Annotated in this window: 18 protein-coding genes; 6 read left to right on the plus strand and 12 right to left on the minus strand. The window is 72.5% G+C overall.

The window, feature by feature from the left end; translation table 11 throughout:
• Nucleotides 1–57 precede the first annotated feature (57 nt).
• Together ACTG9Q_RS17080 and ACTG9Q_RS17085 are read left to right on the plus strand one after the other, a co-directional pair.
• Nucleotides 58–1029: a sigma-70 family RNA polymerase sigma factor gene (locus ACTG9Q_RS17080; RefSeq protein ID WP_455573776.1), complete on the plus strand. Its 972-nt coding sequence runs from the start codon at nt 58–60 to the stop codon at nt 1027–1029.
• A 345-nt stretch (nt 1030–1374) separates the two neighbouring features.
• Nucleotides 1375–3036 carry a fumarate hydratase gene (locus ACTG9Q_RS17085; RefSeq protein ID WP_455573777.1) on the plus strand — a complete coding sequence of 554 codons (1662 nt, stop codon included), beginning with the start codon at nt 1375–1377 and terminating at the stop codon, nt 3034–3036.
• 52 nt (nt 3037–3088) lie between these two features.
• Here ACTG9Q_RS17085 and ACTG9Q_RS17090 read toward each other — a convergent pair whose 3' ends face one another.
• The 5 genes from ACTG9Q_RS17090 to ACTG9Q_RS17110 all read right to left on the minus strand — a co-directional run bounded on the left by ACTG9Q_RS17090 (nt 3089) and on the right by ACTG9Q_RS17110 (nt 8080).
• A complete protein-coding gene (locus tag ACTG9Q_RS17090; protein ID WP_455573778.1) occupies nt 3089–3916 on the minus strand; it encodes a M23 family metallopeptidase in 828 nt (275 codons plus the stop codon).
• 483 nt (nt 3917–4399) lie between these two features.
• Nucleotides 4400–4936: a hypothetical protein gene (locus ACTG9Q_RS17095; protein ID WP_455573779.1), complete on the minus strand. Its 537-nt coding sequence runs from the start codon at nt 4934–4936 to the stop codon at nt 4400–4402.
• Nucleotides 4937–5095: 159 nt separating this feature from the next.
• Complete coding sequence (locus tag ACTG9Q_RS17100; RefSeq protein ID WP_455573780.1) at nt 5096–5578, minus strand: hypothetical protein; 483 nt, start codon at nt 5576–5578, stop codon at nt 5096–5098.
• Between the two features lie 7 nt (nt 5579–5585).
• Nucleotides 5586–6569 carry a winged helix-turn-helix transcriptional regulator gene (locus ACTG9Q_RS17105; RefSeq protein WP_455573781.1) on the minus strand — a complete coding sequence of 328 codons (984 nt, stop codon included), beginning with the start codon at nt 6567–6569 and terminating at the stop codon, nt 5586–5588.
• The gene (locus ACTG9Q_RS17110; RefSeq protein ID WP_455573782.1) at nt 6566–8080 is read right to left on the minus strand and encodes a carotenoid oxygenase family protein; all 1515 of its coding nucleotides are present in this window, start codon (nt 8078–8080) and stop codon (nt 6566–6568) included. The genes ACTG9Q_RS17105 and ACTG9Q_RS17110 overlap by 4 nt, the downstream gene beginning before the upstream one ends.
• 104 nt (nt 8081–8184) lie before the next feature.
• Here ACTG9Q_RS17110 and ACTG9Q_RS17115 point away from each other — a divergent pair, with 104 nt between their 5' ends.
• A complete protein-coding gene (locus ACTG9Q_RS17115; protein ID WP_455573783.1) occupies nt 8185–9372 on the plus strand; it encodes an acetyl-CoA C-acyltransferase in 1188 nt (395 codons plus the stop codon).
• 153 nt (nt 9373–9525) lie between these two features.
• Here ACTG9Q_RS17115 and ACTG9Q_RS17120 read toward each other — a convergent pair whose 3' ends face one another.
• The 4 genes from ACTG9Q_RS17120 to ACTG9Q_RS17135 form a co-directional block, all read right to left on the minus strand.
• Nucleotides 9526–10305 (minus strand): GntR family transcriptional regulator, encoded by a 780-nt coding sequence (locus ACTG9Q_RS17120; protein WP_455573784.1) that lies wholly within the window; start codon nt 10303–10305, stop codon nt 9526–9528.
• Between the two features lie 18 nt (nt 10306–10323).
• Complete coding sequence (locus ACTG9Q_RS17125; protein WP_455573785.1) at nt 10324–12990, minus strand: bifunctional acetate--CoA ligase family protein/GNAT family N-acetyltransferase; 2667 nt, start codon at nt 12988–12990, stop codon at nt 10324–10326.
• Between the two features lie 12 nt (nt 12991–13002).
• A complete protein-coding gene (locus tag ACTG9Q_RS17130; RefSeq protein ID WP_455573786.1) occupies nt 13003–14181 on the minus strand; it encodes an acetoin utilization protein AcuC in 1179 nt (392 codons plus the stop codon).
• Between the two features lie 138 nt (nt 14182–14319).
• Nucleotides 14320–15180: a sulfurtransferase gene (locus ACTG9Q_RS17135; RefSeq protein WP_455573787.1), complete on the minus strand. Its 861-nt coding sequence runs from the start codon at nt 15178–15180 to the stop codon at nt 14320–14322.
• Between the two features lie 90 nt (nt 15181–15270).
• Between ACTG9Q_RS17135 and ACTG9Q_RS17140 the strand changes: the two genes are divergently transcribed.
• The 3 genes from ACTG9Q_RS17140 (at nt 15271) to galE (ending at nt 18201) form a co-directional block, all read left to right on the plus strand.
• Nucleotides 15271–15966 (plus strand): metal-dependent transcriptional regulator, encoded by a 696-nt coding sequence (locus ACTG9Q_RS17140; protein WP_455573788.1) that lies wholly within the window; start codon nt 15271–15273, stop codon nt 15964–15966.
• On the plus strand, nt 15963–17147 hold the full coding sequence (galK, locus tag ACTG9Q_RS17145; RefSeq protein WP_455573789.1) for a galactokinase: 1185 nt from the start codon (nt 15963–15965) through the stop codon (nt 17145–17147). The genes ACTG9Q_RS17140 and galK overlap by 4 nt, the downstream gene beginning before the upstream one ends.
• Before the next feature lie 91 nt (nt 17148–17238).
• Nucleotides 17239–18201: a UDP-glucose 4-epimerase GalE gene (galE, locus tag ACTG9Q_RS17150; protein WP_455573790.1), complete on the plus strand. Its 963-nt coding sequence runs from the start codon at nt 17239–17241 to the stop codon at nt 18199–18201.
• 14 nt (nt 18202–18215) lie between these two features.
• Here galE and ACTG9Q_RS17155 read toward each other — a convergent pair whose 3' ends face one another.
• The 3 genes from ACTG9Q_RS17155 to ACTG9Q_RS17165 form a co-directional block, all read right to left on the minus strand.
• The gene (locus ACTG9Q_RS17155) at nt 18216–19271 is read right to left on the minus strand and encodes a DUF4192 domain-containing protein (protein ID WP_455573791.1); all 1056 of its coding nucleotides are present in this window, start codon (nt 19269–19271) and stop codon (nt 18216–18218) included.
• Between the two features lie 116 nt (nt 19272–19387).
• The gene (locus ACTG9Q_RS17160; protein ID WP_455573792.1) at nt 19388–20224 is read right to left on the minus strand and encodes a M23 family metallopeptidase; all 837 of its coding nucleotides are present in this window, start codon (nt 20222–20224) and stop codon (nt 19388–19390) included.
• Between the two features lie 108 nt (nt 20225–20332).
• Nucleotides 20333–22132: a Xaa-Pro dipeptidyl-peptidase gene (locus ACTG9Q_RS17165; RefSeq protein WP_455573793.1), complete on the minus strand. Its 1800-nt coding sequence runs from the start codon at nt 22130–22132 to the stop codon at nt 20333–20335.
• Nucleotides 22133–22209: the final 77 nt, after the last annotated feature.

A 22209-nucleotide genomic window follows, 5' to 3' on the forward strand; every position in this document is an offset into this window, starting at 1 on the left:
TTCCGCGCCCTAGCACGTTGGGAGTGTCAGAACCACCGCGACAGGGGGAGGAGCACCATGACGATCCCGCACCAGCGCGAGCCGGAATTGTCCTACGAGGCGGACCTCGACGCACAGAGCCCGGCCGCCGACTTGGTCCGCGTGTACCTCAACGGGATCGGCCGCACCGCGCTGCTCAGTGCCGAGGAGGAGGTCGAGCTGGCCAAGCGCATCGAGGCGGGGGTCTTCGCGCAGCACATGCTCGACACCGCCCCGGAGCTGGCCGCCGGGCGCCGGGGCGAGCTGCGCTCGCTCGTGCGCGACGGCCACCGGGCCAAGAACCACCTGCTGGAGGCCAACCTGCGGCTCGTCGTGTCGCTGGCCAAGCGCTACACCGGCCGGGGCATGCCGCTGCTCGACCTCATCCAGGAGGGCAACCTCGGGCTGATCCGCGCGGTGGAGAAGTTCGACTACACCAAGGGCTTCAAGTTCTCCACCTACGCCACGTGGTGGATTCGCCAGGCCATCACCAGGGGCATGGCCGACCAGGGCCGCACCATCCGCCTGCCCGTCCACCTGGTGGAGCAGGTCAACAAGCTCGCCCGCATCAAGCGCGACCTGCACCAGCAGCTCGGGCGGGACGCGACGACCGAGGAGCTGGCCCGCGAGGCGGGCATCGCCCCCGAGAAGGTGTCCGACCTGCTGGACCACGCCCGCGACCCGGTGAGCCTGGACATGCCGGTGGGCGCCGAGGAGGACGCCCCGCTCGGCGACTTCATCGAGGACGGCGAGGCCACCGACGCCGAGACCGTGGTGATCTCCGGCCTGCTGCAGGAGGACATGCGCCGCGTGCTGGGGACGCTGGACGAGCGGGAGCAGTCGGTGATCCGGCTGCGCTACGGCCTCGACGACGGGCAGCCGCGGACGCTGGACCAGATCGGCAAGCGGTTCGGGCTGTCCCGGGAGCGGGTGCGCCAGATCGAGCGCGAGGTCATGTCCAAGCTGCGGCAGGGCGAGCGCGCGGAGAAGCTGCGGGCGTACGCGTCCTGATGTTACATCACGGCTGGTCAGTACCTCGGGATGGGCGAACTCGGGAAGAAAATCCGAGGCATGGGGCAACCCTTCCGGGTATTGCTACGTCACTCATATAGACGCGTTGACATGTGACCGGCATCACGGCACTGTCTACCAGACCAGCGCAGGGCGCTGGGGAGCTTCGCGGGGTGGGCCGGTGGTCCGCGCCCGCTGTCGACGGGAGGTCGGGGCGGCCGGGGGCCGCCTCGGCCTTCCGGCTTTTCCGGGTCCGGAATCACACCGGGACGGCGGTGGCGCGCCTTCTCGGTGGGGGTACTTTCAGGGGCATTTCCCGGACGCGCGCAAGGGAGCCGCTGGACCGTGACCGCCACCCCGAGTTTCGACTACACCGACGTCCTGCCCCTGGGGCCGGACAACACCACCGAGTACCGGCTGGTCACCCCCGACGGGGTGCGGGTGGTCGAGGCGGCGGGGAGGCGGTTCCTCGAAGTCGAGCCCGCGGCGCTGACCGCGCTCGCCAAAGAAGCCGTCAAGGACATCCAGCACCTGCTGCGCACCAGCCACCTGGCCCAGCTGCGCGCCATCGTCGACGATCCCGAGGCCAGCGGCAACGACCGGTTCGTGGCGATGGACCTGCTGCGCAACGCCTGCATCGCGGCGGGCGGTGTGCTGCCGATGTGCCAGGACACCGGCACCGCGATCATCATGGGCAAGCGGACCGAGTCGGTGCTGACCGGCGGGACCGACGAGCAGGCGCTCGCGCGCGGGGTGTACGAGGCGTACCAGGAGCTGAACCTGCGGTATTCGCAGATGGCGCCGGTGTCGTTCTGGGACGAGAAGAACACCGGGACCAACCTCCCCGCGCAGATCGAGATCCACACCAAGCCGGGGACGGACCCGGTCTACGAGTTCCTGTTCATGGCCAAGGGCGGCGGGTCCGCCAACAAGACCTTCCTCTACCAGGAGACGAAAGCGGTCCTGAACCCCAAGCGGCTGGCCACGTTCCTCGACGAGAAGCTCCGCGGCCTGGGCACGGCCGCCTGCCCGCCGTACCACCTGGCGATCGTCGTCGGGGGCCTGTCGGCGGAGCAGAACCTCAAGGTGGCCAAGCTGGCCTCCGCCCGCTACCTCGACACCCTGCCCACCCAGGGCTCCGCGCTGGGCCACGGCTTCCGCGACGTCGACCTTGAGCAGCAGGTGCTCGCGATGACCAGGGAGTTCGGCATCGGCGCCCAGTTCGGCGGCAAGTACTTCTGCCACGACGTGCGCGTCATCCGGCTCCCCCGCCACGGCGCGTCCTGCCCGGTGGGCATCGCGGTGTCCTGCTCGGCCGACCGGCAGGCCAAGGCGAAGATCACCCCGGACGGCATCTACCTGGAGCAGCTCGAACGCGACCCGGCCCACTTCCTGCCGGACATCCACGGCGAGGAGCTCTCCGACGAGGTCGTGCGCATCGATCTCACCCGGCCGATGCCGGAGGTCCTGGCGACGCTGTCCGCGCTGCCGGTGAAGACGCGGCTGTCGCTGTCCGGGCCGCTGGTCGTGGCCCGCGACATCGCCCACGCCAAGATCAAGGAGCGGCTGGACGCGGGCGAGCCCATGCCGCAGTACCTGCGTGATCACCCCGTCTACTACGCGGGCCCGGCGAAGACCCCCGACGGCTACGCCTCGGGCTCCTTCGGCCCCACCACGGCCGGGCGCATGGACTCCTACGTCGAGCAGTTCCAGGCCGCGGGCGGGTCGATGGTGATGCTGGCCAAGGGCAACCGCTCCAAGCAGGTCACCGATTCCTGCCAGGCCCACGGCGGCTTCTACCTGGGCTCCATCGGCGGGCCCGCCGCCCGGCTCGCGCAGGACTGCATCAAGAAGGTCGACGTCCTGGAGTACGCCGAGCTGGGCATGGAGGCGGTCTGGCGGATCGAGGTCGAGGACTTCCCCGCCTTCGTCGTGGTCGACGACAAGGGCAACGACTTCTTCGCGGGCACCTCCCAGCCCACCCTGCAGATCTCGTTCCGCCGCTGAACAGCGCGAAGCCCGCTCGGCGGCGTACCTCCGAGCGGGCTTTCGCACGTGCCTAGGTCAGCGGAGCGCCGCGGGCGGCCATCCACGGGACCGGGTTGACCTTGCGGCCGCCGTCCGCCCACACCTCGAAGTGCAGGTGCGGACCGGTGGACTGGCCGCGGTTGCCCATGGTCGCGATCTGCTGGCCCGCGGTGACCCTGGTGCCGTTGCCGACCAGGATCTCGTTGACGTGGCCGTAGACGGTGATCGAGCCGTCGTTGTGGCGGACCCGCACCCACAGGCCGAACCCGCTCGCCGGACCGGCGTCGATCACGGTGCCGGAGGCGGCGGCCAGGATCGGCGTGCCGATGGAGTTGGCGATGTCGACGCCGTAGTGCGTGGTGCCCCAGCGGGCGCCGAACCCGGAGGTGAAGCGGCCGACGGTGGGCTTGACCCAGCCGCTGGTCCGCTTCTGCGTGGCCGCCTTGCGGGCGACGGTCTTGCGCTCGGCCGAGGCTTTCCGCTCAGCCGACGCCTTGCGCTCGGCCGCCGCCTTGCGCTCGGCCGCCGCCTTGCGCTCAGCGGCCGCCTTGCGCTCGACCTCGGCCTTGCGCTTGTTCTCGGCGACGCGGGCGCGCTCGGCCTCCAGGGCCTTGTGCTGGCGCTCGCGCAGCTCGGTGACCTTGTCCAGCTGCTTGATCTCGGTCAGCGGGTTCGCGACGGGGGTGCGGGTGGGGATGAGCGTCGGGTACGAGCGCACCTTCTCGGCCACGGGCTCGGTGGTGAAAGCCATCGTGAGCACGTCGCTCACGGCCGAGTCGGGCCGGGAGGCCGCGGGCGCGCCGATCAGGGACTGTCCAACAGCGGCGACGACGCCCGCGGCCACCACGGTGGTTGCCACGTGTCCGCCGGGGAATGCGGACTTCTTGCGGTGCTTGCCCCGGGCGCGACGCGCTGGGGGCAAGCTGCGGCCCTCTGTGGGCATGGGTGGTGCCTTCCGTCTCGGGGAGGTCCGGATGAGCGACCGGGCGGGGGATCCCGGGTGGCACGCGGCGGGGGAACCACGAACCACAAGCTCGTAACCGAACCGTGACGAAGGCCGAACGCTAACCATGCGCAACCGATTAGGCAAACAGTGTGTGCTGCCGCTCAATTTTCGCAGCTCAAGGATGAATCGGACACCGAGATCGCTTACTCAGCGTGTTCTCAGGAATGAGCAGAGATCATCCGGCCGAAGGGCCGGTGCGCGAGACGCAGGGTGACCTGGTATGAAACCGCCCCCGTAAGCAGTCCGCTACAGCGGCGCCAACGGGGGCGGGGCGAATCGGGAGTCGACAGGCGACAGTCCAGTCAGGTCGAACGTCTGGTGATCAGGGTCACAGTTTCACGGACCCTCGGTGAGGACAACCTTCCTGTCCCCCAAGACGTCCGCGAGGCGCACCGACACCGGTTTCGGCGTCACCACCGTCGCGCACACCTGCCCCTCCGGACCGCCGAGCGGGTGCGGCACCGGGCTCAACGCCAGGGTCACCACGTCCGCGCCCGCGCTCTCCACGGTCGCCCGCACCTCGGTGCACGGGTCCGGGGCGACGGCGAACAGCTGCAGGGACCGCCCGTCCGGCGCCGCCCACACCCGACGGTCGGTGTAGACGTCCGCGGGCAGCGCCTTGGCGTCGACCTGCCCGGCGGGCAGCTCGGTGTACCCGGACGGGACCACGACCCCGGACGGCCCCAGGCTCACGCTCGGCCCGGTCGGGTCGACGGTGTCGGTGGGCGGTGCGACCGGCACGCTCGGCTTGGTGGGCATCGTCAGCGAGAGCGACGCCCCGCCCGGGATCTCCGGGACGGCGTCGGGCCGCTCACCACACGCGCCCGCGGTCGCCAGAACCAGCAGAGCGGCGGGGATCAGGAAACGCTTCATGGGTGAAGGACGGTACCGCCGCGCCGCCGCGTTGCACTTCGGTGAAAAGCAATCGACCGAGCGGGTGATGACAGGGCGGTGCCCCGGTCGGTGGGGCAGGCCGACCGGGGCACGGGACAACGGGACATGGGACAACGGGAGATCAGGACCAGAGCGGTGTCAGGACTGGCGCTGCTCGGACTTCAGGACGACCTCGCGGTCACCGAGCGGCTGGTCGAGTTCGACGGTCAGCTTCTGGTAGCGGATGTCCATGGTGCACATCTCCGCCTTCTTCGGCGTGGTCTCGACCAGGGTGATCACCACCTGCTCACCGGACTGCCCGGTCACCTCGGCGCTGGCCTTGCCACAGCCGCCTTCTTGAGCGACGGCGCCGACGGTGGTGCCGTCATCGGCGGTCCAGACGGTGACGGGGTAGCCCTCGGGGAGGGCTTCGGTCACCACCTGGGCCGCGGGCACCGGGTCGGAACCGGCCGGTGGGGTGCGGCCGGACTGGTCCTCCGGCTCGGCCGCGGGCGCGGACTGGGCTGGCGCGGACTGGGCTGGCGGGACAGGCGCCTGCTCGGGCGCGGACTGCGGTTCGGCGCAAGCCGTTGCGACCGCGAGCAGGGCGGTCCCGACGAGGATTCCAAGACGTCGGGTCATCATGTGCTCAGGACGGAACGGCTCCGTGGCGGGGTTGCACGGCCGCGCCCGGAACCACGGCGATCTCCCGGCCCGCGAGCACGCCCAGGCACTCCGAACAGCGCAGCATCACCGAGAACGGGTGGTCGGAGTCGCGGTGGCGAAACGTCACCGCGGGCCCCTCGGGGGCGAGGAACCAGCGCTGGCCCCACTCGATCGCCGACATCACCACCGGGAAGAACGCCCGGCCCTTGTCGGTGAGCCGGTACTCCGAGCGGTCCGGCCGCACCTCCCCGCCGACCGCGCGCAGCACGCCGATGTCCTGGAAGCGGCGCAGCCGGTCGGCGATGACCGTCGCGGGGGCGCCGAGGCGGCGCTGGAACTCCGAGAACCGGTGCGCGCCAAGGTAGGCCGCGCCCATCATGGCCGCCGACCAGCGGTTGCCGACCAGCACGCGGGTGTGGGGGAAGAAGCCGGGCCCCAGCGCCGAGGACCCGCTGGACCGCCGCCGCATCGTGGTGTTGGGCGCCGAACGGGGCCACGACCCGCTGGGGCCGAACTCGCCGGTGACGTGGCGCGGCTCGACGATGGCCCCGCAGGTCCAGCACGCCAGCACGGGGTCGAACCGGCGGCCGCAGGCGCGGTGCACGAGGATCGGGACCGGCTCGGCCTGGCCGTGTGCCCAGGTGCCCTCCCAGCCGCAGATCGCCACCATCATCGGCCACAGCGACGCCCCGCGCGGGGTCAGCCGGTACTCGTGGCGCAGCGGCTTCTCCGCGTAGGCCACCAGTTCGAGGATGCCGACCTCGCAGATGCGCCGCAGCCGGGAGGTCAGCACCGCGCTGGCGATCGGCAGCAGCTCCTGCCACTGCTGGAACCGGGTGACGCCGTCGCTGAGGGCGTGGCGCAGGATCAGCAGGGTCCACTCGTCCGCGGTGATGCCGATGGACCACGCGATGGCGTTGTCGCCGCCCGCGCCGAGCCTGGTCGGCTCATCCGGCGGATGGATCATGACAGCCCGAGCGCCGCGGCCGGGTCGTCGGCCGTGCCCCATCCCGGCAGGGTCGATCCCGGCGCCCACGTGCTGTGGGTGCCGCTGCTGACCCGCTCGGGCAACCGCACGCGCGCCACCGGCCCGTCGGCGAGGCGCGCGGCGTCGAACACCAGGCACTCGGAGCGGTCGGCGGTCATGTCCGTGGTCATCGTGATCAGGTATCCGTCATCTTCGTCGCGGGCCCCCGTCCGGGGCGCGACGGCGGTCTCGCTGCCGAACACCCCGGCGCCGTAGTGGTAGCGGTCCTCAGCGCCACCGCGCAGATCGTGGCGGACCAGGCCGTTGAACAGGAACCAGCCCGGCTCTCCGGTGGACGCGTAGGCGTAGCGGTAGGACTTGCCCGCGAACCCCGGGTTGATCATACCGAATTCGGTGATGGACTCGCTGAGCCGTTCCTCCTTCACGGTGCCGGTGGCCAGGTTGAGCCGCCAACGGTGCAGCTGGGTCCGCATTCCGTCCAGGGAGAGCATCCGGAACGCGCGGGCATAGCGCTGCTCACCGGGGAAGGTGCCGCCGCGGCCTTCCGGGTCGCCCTGGAAGAACCCGTCGAGCACGATCTCGTCGCCGTCCTCGTAGGCGTTGGCCCAGTGCAGGACGTAGGTGGACTCGGCCTCGAACCACCGCACCTCGGTGCCCCGCCGGGGGATGACACCCAGGCGCAGCGGCATGTCGCGGTGGAAGCGAGCCGAGTGCGCGCCCTTGGCCAGCGCGGCCGGGTCCCAGAACAGGGGGCAGTCGTTGAGGATGGCGTAATTCTCGGTATAGGCCATGTCGTGGGGCAGGCGCGGACCGGGCAGCTCGACGTCGGTGTAGTGCATGAGGCGGTTGTCGGCGTCAATGACGCCGTAACGTAAGTAAGGTTCGTCTTTTCCGTAGTCGAAGAACAGCATCTCGCCGGTGTCGCCGTCGACCTTGGGGTGCGCGGAGACCCCGCGCGCCGGGAAGTCACCGTGCCAAGTGGACTTCCCGAGGGTGTCCAGGGTCAGCGGGTCCAGCCGGTAGAGCTCGCCGCACTGGTAGAAGCTGGTGAGGGCCACGCCCGCGTGCACGACGATGTCGGTGCTCGACGCGTCCTTCATCCGGCCGCGCGCACCCCAGCCGTCCGGGCGAATGGCGGACTCGGGCTTCTCGGCGACCCCCGCCCACAGCGAGCGCCCGTCCTCCTGCTCGGCGACGAAGCCGTCGGTGCGCACGAAGCGGTTGCGGTAGAACGCCTTTCCCTCCCGAAAGCCAACCAGATGGACCATTGCGTCGCCGTCGAAGGGATGGTAGTTGGCGATGGCCGGGTGAACCGGGTTCTCGGTGTTGCGCAAGTACACCCCGTCGAGGTCGGCCGGGATCTCGCCGACCACCTCAAGGTCGACCGCGGCCCGCTCGACCGTCTGCGGCCGCCAGGGGCCACTGCGGTAGGGGTGATCGTCGTCGTCGGGCAGGGTGCTGAGCACCCGGCCGAGGATCTCCACGTCCACTCAGGACTCCTCCGTTCGGGGTGGGAGGCCCCTGCTTGCGGGTATCCGGATTCCGAGACTACAACTGACGAAGTGAGCAGGCCAGGCTCACGTGAGGGGGCGTCATGAACCAGGCCTACGTCCTGGACTACGTGCGGACGGCCCGCGGCAGGGCCACCCCGCGCGGCGGCCTGCACCACCTGGGCCCGCTGGAGCTGGTCACCGGGCTGCTGCGCGCCCTGGCCGCGCGCGTCCCCGCCCTGGCCGAGGGGGCGGCGCAGGACGTGGTGCTCGGCTGCGCCTCCCCGGTCGGCGAGCAGGGCGCCAACCCCGCTCGCACCGCAACCCTGCTGGCCGGGTGGGGTGACCGCGTCCCCGGGATGATGGTGAACCGGTTCTGCGCGTCGGGCCTGGACGCGGTGGCCCTCGCCGCCGCCAGGGTGCGCGCGGGCGAGGTGAGCCTGGTGGTGGCGGGCGGCGTCGAGAGCATGTCGCGGGTGCCCACCGACCGCGGCCCCCTCTGGACCGATGTGGCCGTGGTCCACCACGTCGGCGCCGTGCACATGGGGGTCGCCGCCGACCTCAACGCCACCATCGACGGCTTCACCCGCCCCGGCCTCGACGCCTATGCCGTCGAGTCCCACCACAAGGCCGCGGCGGCGAGCCGGGCAGGCGCCTTCGCCCGCTCGCTGGTCCCGGTCGGCGGCCTGACCCACGACGAGCTGATCCGGCCCGACACGACGGCCACCACCCTGGCCGCCCTGCCGCCCGCCTTCGCCTGCGTGGGCGCCGACGGCCAGGACGACCTCGCCCTGGCCACCCGAGCCTGGCCGGAGCACGTCGACCACTGCCACACCGCGGGCACCTCACCGGCGCCCGCCGACGCCGCGGCCCTCCTCCTGATCGGCGACGCGCGCGCGGCGCAGAGCCTGGGCCTGGGCCCCCGCGCCCGGGTCGCCGCGAGCGCGGTCACCGCCCGCGACCCGGTGACCATGCTGACCGCGGGCCAGGAGGCCATGTCCGAGGCCATGCGCCGCGCCGGGGTCCGCGCCGCCGAGATCGACGTGTTCGAGTTCGCCGAGTCCTTCGCCGCCCTCTGCCTGCGCCTGCGCCGGGACTTCGACGCGGGCCCGGAGCGCCTCAACCCGGCGGGCGGCACCATCGCCACCGGCCACCCCATGGGAGCCACCGGCGCCATCACCGTCGGCGACTGCCTGGAGAACCTCGAACGCTGCGCGGGCGGGCTCGGCGTGGCAGGCGTCAGCACCACCGCGGGGCTCGGGGCCGCACTCCTCCTCGACCGCACCGGGTAACGCCGCGGCAGCCGACGACCGCGGTGGCGCCGATGCCGGTCGCGAGTGCGGGGTTCGGCGTCATGAGCCCAGTTCGGCCTGCGACCGGGTGGGGCGCGTCGGGCTGTGGAGCGGCTCTTCGGCTGAGCCCCACACCGTACGACCTGCGGGTTTCTACGTTGCCCGGCGTACGGATTCGAGCCTGGTGACGAACGAGAAGCGGTCGCCGCGGAACAGGGAGCGGGCGCGCTCGATCGGGACGCCGTCGGGGTCGTTGGAGAGGCGGTTGAGCAGCAGCATCGGCAGCGCCGGGTTGGTGCCGATCAGCAGGGCCTCGCGCGGGGTCGCCAGCACCGTCTCCAAGCGCTCCTCGGCCGCGGCGAACTCCACGCCGTAGTGGTCGCGCAAGTGCGCGTAGAGCGAGGTGGCCGGGTCGAAACGGTCGACGAGACCGGGGAAGCGGGACTCCGCCAGGTAGATCGACTCCAGGCCGACCCGCTCGCCGTCGGCCAGCAGCACCCGCTCCAGGTGCACCACCATCGCCCCCGGGCGAACGCCCAGCTCACCGGCGATGTCCACCGACGCGGGCAGGTGCTCGACGGTGACCGGGCTGCGGCCGGGCTCGAAACCGCGGTTGCGCAGGTCCTCGGTGTAGCTGACCAGGGCCAGCGGCTGCACCAGCTTCGGCGGCGCGACATACGTGCCCGCGCCCGGCCTGCGCTGGAGCCTGCCCTCCAGCACCAGCTCCCCCACCGCCTGGCGCACCGTCATCCTGGACACGCCCGAGCGTTCGGCCAGCTCCCGCTCCGGCGGCAGCACCGCCCCCACGCCGAGGCTGTCGATCAGGGCCAGCAGGTCGATCTTGACCGGGTAGTAGCGCGGTACCCGGCCGTGCTCGGGAATCCCGGCGCGCACAGGGTCACCCGCGCGGAAGGTGGGCAGATCGGCGGGCATGGTCAGCCAGCATAGGGGTCAGAGACCGGGGGCGCGCAGCCTGCGCGGTCCGGTGTCGTGGCGCGACGGCGGTGGGCCGACGGTCACCCGGCCGCCGGTCACGTACGCGCCCGCCGCCGAGGCCAGCACCGGTTCCAGGGTCAGCGCCCGCACCTCGGGCACGTCCTCGGCCAGCGCGGCGACCCGCAGCACCAGGTCGGCCAGCGCGCCGAGGTCGGCGGGCTCGCCACCGCCGTAACCCGCCAGCAGCGGAGCCGCTTTCGGGGCGCGGACCACGGCGGCGGCGTCGGTGTCGGTGAGGGGCAGCGCGCGGTAGGCGCGGTCGCCCAGCAGGTCGCTGATCAGCCCGGCCAGTCCGAAAGAGACCAAGGTGCCGAACGAGGGGTCGTCTTGCACACCGATGGTGCAGGAGGTTCCCTTGGGCGCCATGCGCTGCACATAGACACCGTCCACACCGGACACAGAACGCAGCTCGGCGTACGCGTTGCAGATCGCGTCGTCAGTGGACAGGTCCAGCCGTACGCCGATCATGTCGCTGCGCCCGCGGAACTGGCGGCCTGCCGTCTTCATCACCACGGGCAGCCCCAGCTCCGCCGCGGCGGCGACCGCGCCCTCGGCGTCGTCCACCACCCGGAACGGCATGACGTGGATGCCGTACGCGGCCAGCAGGTCCCGCACCTGGGGATCGGCCAGCTCCACCTCGGTGTTGCCCGATTCGGACAGTGCGGCGCCGACCACCGCCATCGCCGCGCTCCGGTCGATCCCGGACGGCCGCGCCAAATGCCCCGGCGGGGTCGAGCGCCACCGCGCGTAGTTCGTCGCCCGCACCAGCGCCAGCACCGCCCGCTCCGGACTGGGATAGCTGGGGATGGAGCCCTGGCCGGGCGCGCCGTCGGGACCGGGCACGGCGAGTTCGGCGGGGATGCCCTCCGCGGCCAGGAACGTCGAGACGATCGGCTTGGCCTCCGCGACCGTGGCGGCGGCCTCGCGCAGCGCGCGGGCGTAGGCGGTCCCGGGGATGGCCAGCGGGGGCACGAAGACCACGACCAGCGCGTCGACGTCGTCGCGGCGCAGGGTCCGGGTGACCGCCTCGGCGAAGGCGTCCGGCCCGGCCTGCGCGCCGATGTCCACCGGGTCGTCGGCCAGGGTCAGGCCGAGGGACAGGGCCGCGTCGGCGGCCAGCACGCCGATCGCCGTGGAGTTGCCGACCACCGCGACCCGCTCCCCCGGCGGCAGCGGCTGGTGCGCGAGCAGCAGCGCGGTGTCGAACAGCTGCGCGATCGAGTCCACCCGGATGACCCCGGCCTGCTCGAACAGCGCCTGCACGCTCGCGTCGTCCACCGCGACGCCGGTCGCGGCCAGCGCGGGCAGCACCGCGTTGCGGCCGGACTTGACCGCCACGATCGGCTTGGCGCGCCCCAGCCGCCTGGCCAGCCGGGCGAACTTGCGCGGGTTGCCGAAGGACTCCAGGTACAGCAGGACGACGTCGGTCGACTGGTCGGTCTCCCAGTACTGGAGCAGGTCGTTGCCCGAGACGTCGGCGCGGTTGCCCGCGCTGACGAACGTCGAGAGCCCGAGCCCGCGCGTGGCGGCGTCGGCGAGGATCGCGGTGCCCAGCGCCCCGGACTGGCAGAAGAAGCCGGTGCGGCCGCGGCCGGGCAGGGTGGGCGCCAGGGTGGCGTTGAGGCGGACGGCCGGGTCGAGGTTCACCACGCCGAGGGCGTTCGGGCCGACGACCCGCATGCCGTGCGCGCGGGCCTCGTCGACCAGCCTGCGCTCGGCGCCGCGCCCGTCCGGACCGGTCTCGCCGAACCCGGAGGACACCACGACGAGTGCCTTGACGCCCTTGGCCAGGCAGGCGTCCATGACCTCGTCCACCCCCGCGGCGGGCACGGCGACCACGGCCAGGTCCACCGGGTCGGGGATGTCGAGCACCGAGGGGTAGGCGCGCACGCCGCGCACCGACGGGTGCTCGGCGTTGACCGGGAACACCGGACCGGCGAAGTCGGCGGCCAGCAGGTTGGAGAACACCGCGTAGCCGATCTTGGTCGGGTCGGTCGACGCGCCGATCACCGCGATCGAGCGCGGGTGCAGCAGGTTGTGCACGCTGCGCGCCTCGGCCGCCTGCTCGCGGGCCCTGGCCACCTCCACCGACGCCTCGGTCGGGTCGATGGCGAACTCCAGGTGCAGCTGGCCCCCGTCGAACTCGCGGCTGACCTGGTACCCGGCGTCGCGGAAGACCCGCACCATCTGGGCGTTCTCGGCCAGCACCTCGGCCTCGAACTTGGCCAGCCCGCGCTCGCGCGCCGCGGCGGCCAGGTGCTCGAGCAGGATCGATCCCAGGCCGCGGCCCTGGTGGGCGTCCTCCACCACGAAGGCGACCTCGGCGGAGTCCTGCCCGGGATAGCGGTCGTAGCGGCCCACGGCGATGATGTCGTCGCCCAGCAGCGCGACGAAGGCCACGCGGTCGTGGTGGTCGACGGTGCTGAACCGCTGGAGGTCCTTCGGCGGGATGCGGGGGTACGGGCCGAAGTAGCGGAAGTACCGGGTGCGCGCGGAGAGCCTGCCGTGGAAGGCCAGCAGCGCGTCGGCGTCGGTGGGCAGGATGGGGCGCAGGTGCACTGTCCCGCCGTCGGAGAGCACCACGTCGGCGTCCCAGCGGCGCGGGTAGTCGAAGGGGTCCATGCCCCGCCTCCTTCAGTCGCGCGGATCGTCCGGGTCGAGGCCGTGCAGGGGGAACACCGCGCGGCGCACGTCGCGCACGATGGTGTCCACCGGGTCGGCGATGCCGCCCTCCCACGGCTCGAACGCGGTGTCGGCGCCGTCGCCCATGCTCAGCGGCAGCTCGGCGTGCGGGGCGACCTTGCGCACGGTCTGCAGCCACTCGGTCGGCACCCGGGTCGCGGGGGCGACGTCGCGGGCGAGCACGGCGGCGAGCAGGTGGGTCCACGAGCGCGGCACGACGCGCAGCAACTGGTAGCCGCCGCCACCGGTGGCCAGCCACTTCCCGCCCGCGTACCGGTCGGCGAGGTCGCGCAGGGCCAGGTAGGTGGCGCGGTGGCCGTCGACGGACAGGGACAGGTCGGCCAGCGGGTCCTCGGCGTGAGTGTCCACTCCGCACTGGGTGACCAGCACCTGGGGCGCGAATGCCTTGAGCAGGGAGGGCACGACGGCGTGGAAGGCTCGCTGCCAGGCGGGGTCCCTGGTGCCCGGGGGGAGCGGGATGTTCACCGAGGTGCCCTGCGCGGGGCCGCTTCCCAGCTCGTTGACGAAACCGGTGCCCGGCCAGAGCGTGGCCGGGTGCTGGTGCAGCGACACTGTCAGCACGCGCGGGTCGTCGTAGAAGGCCGCCTGGACGCCGTCGCCGTGGTGGACGTCGACATCGATGTAGGCGACGCGGTCGAAACCGTTGTCCAGCAGCCAGGAGATGGCGACGGAGCAATCGTTGTACACGCAGAAGCCCGCGGCGTGGTCGCGCATGGCGTGGTGCAGGCCGCCCGCGATGGTCACCGCGCGGTCGGCGGCGCCCTCGGCGATGGTCCTGGCCGCCAGCAGGGAGCCGCCGACGACGAGCGCGGAGGCGGCGTGCATGTGATCGAACACCGGGTTGTCCGGGGTGCCCAGCCCGTGCCCGACGTCCCAGCCGACGCTGGGCGCCTGCCGCACGGCATCGACGTAGGACACGTCGTGCGCGCGGGCGAGGTCGGCGTCCTCGGCCGCGGCGGGCACCAGCAGGTCGACACCGTCGAGGACGCCCAGGGCGCGGGCGAGGCGCATGGTCAGTTCGAGGCGGATGGGGTTGAACGGGTGCTCGCCCCCCATGTCGTACCCGAGCAGAGCGGCGTCCCAGACAACGGCGGCGGCGCGTTCACCCATGAACGCACCCTAGTGGCTCAAGGAAAACAACGTGGTCAACAGCCATGCGGGCGCATTCCTCCGGGTGTGACGCGGGCGGGCCTCCTGAGCTTTCAGGGCCCCGGACTTCCCAGGCCCGGGACTTCTCAGGCCCCGGACTTAAGGCTCCGCGCCGGTGGCCACCGGGCGCTCGGGGTCGACGCACCAGTGCGACCACGAGCCCGCGTAGAGCGCGGCGTGCCTGCCGGGGCCGGTGACCCCGGCGACCTCCAGCGCGAGGACCACCGACGCCGCCGACACCCCCGACCCGCAGTAGGCGCCGACGGTCGCGCCCGCGGGCACCCCGAGCGCGGTGAAGCGCGCGGCCAGGGCGTCCGGGGACAGCCAGCGGCCGTTGGCGTCGGTGTTGCCCGCGAACGGCGCGTTGAGCGCGCCGGGGATGTGCCCCGCGCGCGGGTCCACCGGCTCGACCTCGCCGCGGTAGCGCTCCGGGGCGCGGGCGTCGAGCAGGATGCCGGTGCGGGCCAGGGCGGCGGCGTCCTCCGCGTCGAGGACGGGCATGGCGCCGGGGCGTACGGTGATGTCACCGGGCTCGGGCGCGGGGTCGTCGGCGCTGACCGGCAGGCCCGCGGTGGTCCAGGCCGCGTAGCCGCCGTCGAGCACGGCCACGCGGTCGTGGCCCGCCCAGCGCAGCAGCCACCAGGCCCGGGCGGCGGCCATGCCGTTGTCGGCGTCGTAGACCACGACAGGGCGGTCGGTCCGCACTCCGGCCGCCCGCAGGGTCCGCTGCAGCGCGGCGGGCTCGGGCAGCGGGTGGCGGCCGCCATCGCCGGGTGGGGCGGCCAGCTCGCTGTCCAGATCGACGAACACCGCACCGGGAAGGTGGCCCGCGGCGTGGTCCGGCCGACAAGAAGGCCCGCCAAGGCGCCATCGGACGTCGAGCAGCGCGGGCGCTAGTGGACCGTCCAGCAGGGACGCGATGTCGGCCGGGGACACCAGGGCACGGGTGGTCTCAGTCACCTGCCCATCCTGCCCGAGCGCGGCCCGTGACCGGGCCGCCTGCGGGTTATGCCAACGATTAGGATGTAAGGGGACGAAGGGGAACCGGCCGTGAACGAGCTCATCGACACCACCGAGATGTACCTCCGGACCATCTATGAGCTGGAGGAAGAAGGCGTGGTCCCCCTGCGCGCCCGGATCGCCGAGCGGCTGGGCCAGAGCGGCCCGACGGTCAGCCAGACGGTGGGGCGCATGGAGCGCGACGGGCTGGTCATCGTCGCCGGTGACCGGCACTTGGAGCTGACCGACCACGGGCGGTCCCTGGCCATCGCCGTCATGCGCAAGCACCGCCTCGCCGAACGCCTGCTGGTCGACGTGATCGGCCTGGAGTGGGAGCAGGTGCACGCCGAGGCGTGCCGCTGGGAGCACGTGATGAGCGAGGCCGTGGAGCGCAAGCTGGTCAAGCTCCTCGGGTACCCGACCACGTCCCCGTACGGCAACCCGATCCCCGGCCTGGACGAACTGGGCGAGGGCGAGCCCGCCCCGCCGGTGGAGGCCGGTCTCGTCCGCCTCGACGAGGTGGCCAGGCGCGGCGGCGGCAACGTCGTGGTGCGCCGCATCGCCGAGCACATCCAGCCCGACTCCGACCTGATGTCCGACCTCAAGCGGGCCGGGATCACCCCGGGCCAGGTGGTCCGCGTCTCCGCCGCGCGCGGCGAGGGGCACGTCATCGAGGTCACCGGCGACGACGGGTCGGCGATGTTCCCGCCCGCGGTCCTGCACGCCGTGCTGGCCATGCCTCGGTGACCCGCTTGGACGACGCGATCACCGACCAGGCCGACCGCGCCGCCGCGGCGTTCGCCGAGCGCTGCGGGCGGACCCCGGCGGGCGTCTGGTCGGCGCCGGGCCGGGTGAACCTGGTCGGCGAGCACACCGACTACAACGACGGCTTCGTCCTGCCGTTCGCGCTGCCGTTCCGCTGCGCGGTGGCCGCCTCGCCGCGCGCCGACGGCGTCCTCACCGTGACCACCATCGGCGATGACGGCACCGCCCACAGCGCGGGACCGATCGCGGTGGCCGCCCTCGAACCCGGCCGGGTATCGGGCTGGGCGGCGTTTCCCAGCGGCGTCGCCTGGGCGCTGCGCCACGAAGGCATCACCGGCGGGGCTGACCTCGTGGTGGCGGGCGACGTCCCCAGCGGCGCGGGGCTCTCGTCCTCGCACGCGCTGCAGTGCGCGGTCGCGCTGGCCCTGCTGGGCCTCGCCGACCGCTCCCCCGGCGCGGGCGGCCCGACGCTGGACGAGATCGCCCGGTGGGTGCAGCGCTCGGAGAACGACTTCGTCGGCGCGCCGACCGGCCTGCTCGACCAGACGGCCTCGCTGCGCTGCGTCGCCGCGCACGCGCTGTTCCTCGACGTGCGCTCCGGCGAGGGCGAGCAGGTGCCCTTCGACGCCGCCGCCAGCGGTCTTGAGGTGCTGGTGGTCGACACCCGCGCCAAGCACTCCCTGGCCGACTCCGCCTACGGCGAGCGGCGGGCGGGCTGCGAGCGCGCCGCGGGCCTGCTCGGCGTGCCCGCGCTGCGCGATGCCACCCTCGCCGATGCCGAGCGGGTGCCCGAGGACCTGCGCCCGCTGGTCCGGCACGTGGTGACCGAGAACGAGCGGGTGCTGCGGACGGTCGACGCGCTGCGCGCGGGCGATCTCGCCGGGATCGGGCCGCACCTGACCGCCTCGCACGTGAGCCTGCGGGATGACTACCGGGTGTCCTGCCTGGAGCTGGACGTCGCGGTCGACGCCGCGCTGGCCGCCGGGGCGCTGGGTGCGAGGATGACCGGCGGCGGCTTCGGCGGGTCCGCCATCGCCCTCGTCCCGATCGAGCGCGGCGACGGCGTGCGCGCGGCGGTGCGCGCGGCCTACGCCGAGCGCTCGCTGCCCGAGCCCCGGCTGTTCACCGCGGCCCCGTCCGCGGGCGCGGGCCGCGACCGCTGAGCCGGTCCAGACCAGGGCGATCCAGACCACGGCGACCCAGTACAGGGCGATCCAGTACAGGGCGACCCGGAACAGGAAGGCAAGGACCACGGTGAAGTTGCTCGTGACCGGTGGAGCCGGATATGTCGGCAGCGTGTGCGCCGCGCGCTTGGTCGAGGCGGGGCACGAGGTCGTCGTCGTCGACGACCTGTCGACCGGGCACGAGGACGCCGTGCCCGACGGCGCCCGCTTCGTGCGCGCCGACATCGCCGTGTCGGCCCGGGAACTGCTCGCCGAGGGCTTCGACGGCGTGCTGCACTTCGCCGCGAAGTCCCTTGTCGGGGAGTCCATGCAGGACCCCGGCAAGTACTGGTCGGGCAACGTGGTCACCTCCTTGCGTCTGCTGGATGCCATGCGTGCCACGGAAACCCCGCGGCTGGTGTTCTCCTCCACGGCGGCGACCTACGGCGAGCCGGAGGCGGTCCCGATCACCGAGACCGCCCCCACCCGGCCGACGAACACCTACGGCGCCACCAAACTGGCGATCGACCACGCGATCACCTCGTACGCCTCCGCCCACGGCCTGGCCGCGGTGAGCCTGCGCTACTTCAACGTCGCGGGCGCCTACGGCCGCTTCGGCGAACGCCACACGACCGAGACCCACCTGATCCCCATCGTCCTGCAGGTCGCCGCGGGCCGCCGCGACAAGCTGGCCATCTACGGCGAGGACTACCCCACCGCCGACGGCACCTGCGTGCGCGACTACATCCACGTGGTGGACCTGGCCGACGCCCACCAGTTGGCCTTGGACCACGCGGCGGCGGGCAGGCACCAGATCTACAACCTGGGCAGCGGAACGGGTTTCTCCAACCGCGAGGTCGTCCAGACCTGCCGCGACATCACCGGCCACCCCATCCCGGCGGAGTTCGCGCCCCGCAGGCCGGGCGACCCGGCGGTGCTGATCGCCTCCTCCGCCGCCGCGACGGAGAACCTGGGCTGGAAGCCCAGCCGCACCGACCTCCCCACCATCGTCGGCGACGCCTGGGAGTTCACCCAGACCCACCTGACCGGCTGACGTTGAGGGCCCGGCTACATCTCGCCCGCCTGGCCCAGGATGTCGCGGAGTTCCAGCGGGGTCATCGCCCCGTCCAGCGCCGCGGTCAGCAAGCCCGCCAAGTGGTGGCCCGGGCTGGCCGACAACGCCACGTCCAGGGCGACCCGGGCCAACGGGCCATTGCCCCGCATGTACGCCGACACCGCCAGGAAACACGCGGGTTCGGCCCGGTCGGGCGTCGGCAGCGAGCGGACCAAGTAGGTCCACAGCCGCTCCGCCGCCGCTGCACTGGGTGTCAGGGCGAGCGTCTGGCAGTAACCCCGGACGTCGGCCTCGTACAGGGCGAACGCCAGATCAGCCAGCTCCTCCTCCGGCAGGGACGGCAACTCCTCCGGAGGAGGGGTGTGCGCGTGGTACAGGTCCAGCACGACGTCGTCATACAGTTCCTGCTCGGCGTCCGCCGGGACAGTGAAGACGGTCAGCGCACTGTCGACAATGGAGCGGTCAGCCGCAGAGGAGCCCGCGCGGCTATCGATCAGCGCGGCTAGCCGGTCCACGACCTCCGGCGGGTCAGGGGCCAGGGTGGCGGCCAGCTCGGCCCGGCTGGAGTACTTCACCGCTCCCCGCACCAGCATCGCCACGCCCAGCGCCGAGGTCTCCGGGTCCGGCACCTTTCCCGAGCACCGGTGGTGGTTGTAGCACCACCACGTGGCCCCCCGCTCGATCGCGGGCACCCACACCGTGTGGTCCATGGGGATCGTCACCGCGGCGAAGGCCCGGATCACGTCGGTGACCAGCCGCCGGTGCGGCAGGCTGTGCGGCGGGCTGCCGGACCCGGCCACGACCACCGCCAGCGCCCGCTCGGCTCCGTGGGTGACGGCCAGCCCGGCCAGGTGTCCCGCGAGCGAGGCCCGATGTCGCTCAGGCGGCAGGTCGACGCGGAACACCGCCCCCACCTGGAGCTCGTCGGCTTCCACCAGCGTGATCACGATCAGGGATTCGCTCGGGTGGAAGCCGAGCAGGTGCGGGATCGCGGCCACCAGGTCGCCGCCGTCGTCCAGGGAGAGGGTCGAATCGAGTGCTGTCGTCATGCGTCCACTGTCGCGGATGGACGAACCAGCCGGAAAGGACCCGATCGGTCCCCTGTGGACAAGTCAACGCCTGTGGACAGGTCGGCCCGGCGAACCGGGCCGACCTGCTACCCTGCTCAGCCGCAGTGTTCGAACGCGCTGGTGTAGGAAGCCGACCCGACCGAGCCGCCCCACTTCACGCAGTCCCCTGGCGCCGACTTGGTGACCGGGCCCGCGTAGTAGGCGAACGAGCCCGAGTCGGTGCTCCGGGTTCCGCCTTGGACCTCAAGGAAGGCCGACACCGCCGACGGCGTCCCGACCGAGACGCTCTTGATCGTCGCGACGCAGTTGGTGCCGGAGTTGTACAGCAGGTAGACGCGGCCCGAGGTGCCTAGGGCGGCGGAGTCGATGACGGAGTAGCCGCTGCCGCAGACCTCTTCCGGGGTGTAGGGATTCCCGCCCCCGCCGCAGTTCTGGCTGGTGTAGTTGCGCGTGCCCCAGTAGAGCGCCTGCGACCCGTTGAACACGACGCGCTGGGCGGAGCCGTTGAGCAGCTGCTCGAAGTGCAGGTGCGGGCCCGATGACCCGCCGGTCGTGCCGACGGTGCCGATGGTCTGGCCGCGCGAGACCGTCTGGCCGACGGAGACGCGCTGGCTGGACAGGTGGGCGTAGCGGCTGCGCCAACCCGACCCGTGGTCGATCTCGACCCACCGGCCGTAGCTGGTCGACCCGGTGTTCTCCACCCGGCTGACCCGCCCGCCCGCGCTGGCGACCACCGGGTCGCCGTCGTCGTTGGTGCGGTTGAAGTCGATGGCGTTGGCCGGGCTGTGGTTGGTGCGGGTCTGCCCCGACCACACCTGGCCACAGGGGAAGGGCACCTGGAACGCGGGCGCCGCAGCGGCGGCGTTCGCCCCGGTGAGGAGGAACGCCGCCGCGAGGGTCACGGTGCCCGCGATGGATAAGAAGCTGCGCATTCAGCCACCTCCGTTGTGACAAGAAGACAGCTGATGTCACCACGGACACCCCGACCAGTGGAAGACTTTCCGGCAAATCCACTGGTCAAATCATTTCCAACCGCAGGTTTAACCCACGGCGTCGGCCAAGGCGGCGCGCCCGCCCACGACCGGCAGGGTGATGTCGCTCTTGGCCAGGTCGACGGTCACGCCAGCGCCGGGAGCGGGCCGCAGCGTGTAGTCGTGGTCGCTGGACAGCACGACGACGCCGAGGTGGTGCCCGGCGGCGAGCACGTAGTCATCCGGCTCCAAGTTCACCCGGATGTCGTAGGCGTGCCCCGGCTTGACCGGCATCGAGCGCCAGTGGCTGTTCCGGTTCTGCGGGTCGGCCCAGCCGCGGGTGATCACCTTGGTGGTGCCGTCCGGTGCGCGGTCGACCAGCAGCACGGTCACGTTCGCCGCCGGTCGGCTGAAGGACAGGCGCAGGTCCGCGCGCACGGTCCCGCTGACGCGCAGCGGCGTGTCCGAGGCCCGGGTGACGTAGGAGAGCCGATGCGGTGAGGCCGCCGCGGCGGCCAGGTCCTCGGCGCGCTTGGTCGCGTCGTCGGTCAGCGACTCGCGGCCCGACCCGCCCTTGCGCGTCTGGAGCCCGCCGGTGGTCTCGCCGCCCGCCCTCGGGTACAGCGTCGCGGGCGCCGCGCCGGGAGCGGGCCACTCGGCCTCGTCCGACCACGTGCGGTCCTCGCGCTGGATCGTGGACTTGGCCTCCCGCTCGACGCCGTTGTCGACGTCGTAGAGGTAGTGCGACATCCACCGGTTCAGCAGCACCAGCCAGGCGTCGCGGCGCACGTTGAAGGGGTCGCTGTGACCGCCCTGGTGCAGCCAGATCCGGTGCTCGACGCCGTGCCGCTTCAGCGCCTCGTACCACTGGGCGACGTGGCGCATCTTCACGTTCCAGTCGTTGAGGCCGTGCACCGCCAGCACGGAGGCGTCCACGCGGTGCGCGTCGTCGAGGTAGTTGCGCTCGTCCCAGAAGCGGCTGTAGTCGCCGGTGACCCGGTCCTGCTCGGCCAGCAGCTCATCGATCACCGGTCGGCACACCGCCCGGTCGGCGCGGGTGTGGACGTAGTCGGCCAGCACGTCGGCGTCCTCGCCCTGGTACCCGCCGGGCGCCACGACCGCGCCGTCGGACCGGTAGTAGTCGTACCAGCTGGAGATGGCCGCGATCGGCACGATGGTCTCCAGCCCGTCCACGCCGGTGGAGGCCACGGCGTTGGGCAGGGTGCCGTTGTAGGACACGCCCATCATGCCGACCTTGCCGGTGCTCCACCCGGCCCCGACGCCCGCGCCCGCGGCGTCGCTGCCCGCCGCGCGCCCGTTGAGCCAGTCCACGACGGACCGCGCGCCGATGGTCTCGTTGAGCCCGCCCGTGGTCGGGCAGCCGGTCGACTTGCCGGTGCCCAGCGACTCGCCGTAGACGACGGCGAAGCCCCGGGCGGTGAAGTACTGCTCGTAGCGCCACGTGATCGCGGGCTTGGGCCCGACGGAGGAGTGCAGGGGCCCGCGGCCCGCGTGGGCGCCGGGGCGGCCGGGGACGTGCAGCTCGACGTCGACGTTGTGGTTGGCCACGTCGTTGCCGCCGGAGAAGTACGGGCTGGCCTGGTAGACCACCGGGACCTTCATCCCGGCCTCGGTCGCGCGGGGCCGGACGACCTCGACGTAGACCTTGTCGTCGAGCCCGTCGCGGTCGCTGTCGACGGGCGCGGTGACCCACAGCGACTCGCGGACGACGTCGGCGGGGTCGAACACGGGCTGTGCCTGCCCGTCGACGAACACCGGAGCGGGTGGATCGGCCTGGGCCACTCCAGGCATGACCGGCAGGGACACCACTGCGGCCAGGGCAATGACGGCGGATCGCGCACGTCTCATGAACCACTCCAAGTCGGCGGGGGTTTTCGACAGGGCCGAGTGCACCCTCACCTCCCTGACCACCGCTGTCAAGAGTC

Source organism: Actinokineospora lacus, from assembly GCF_053813445.1.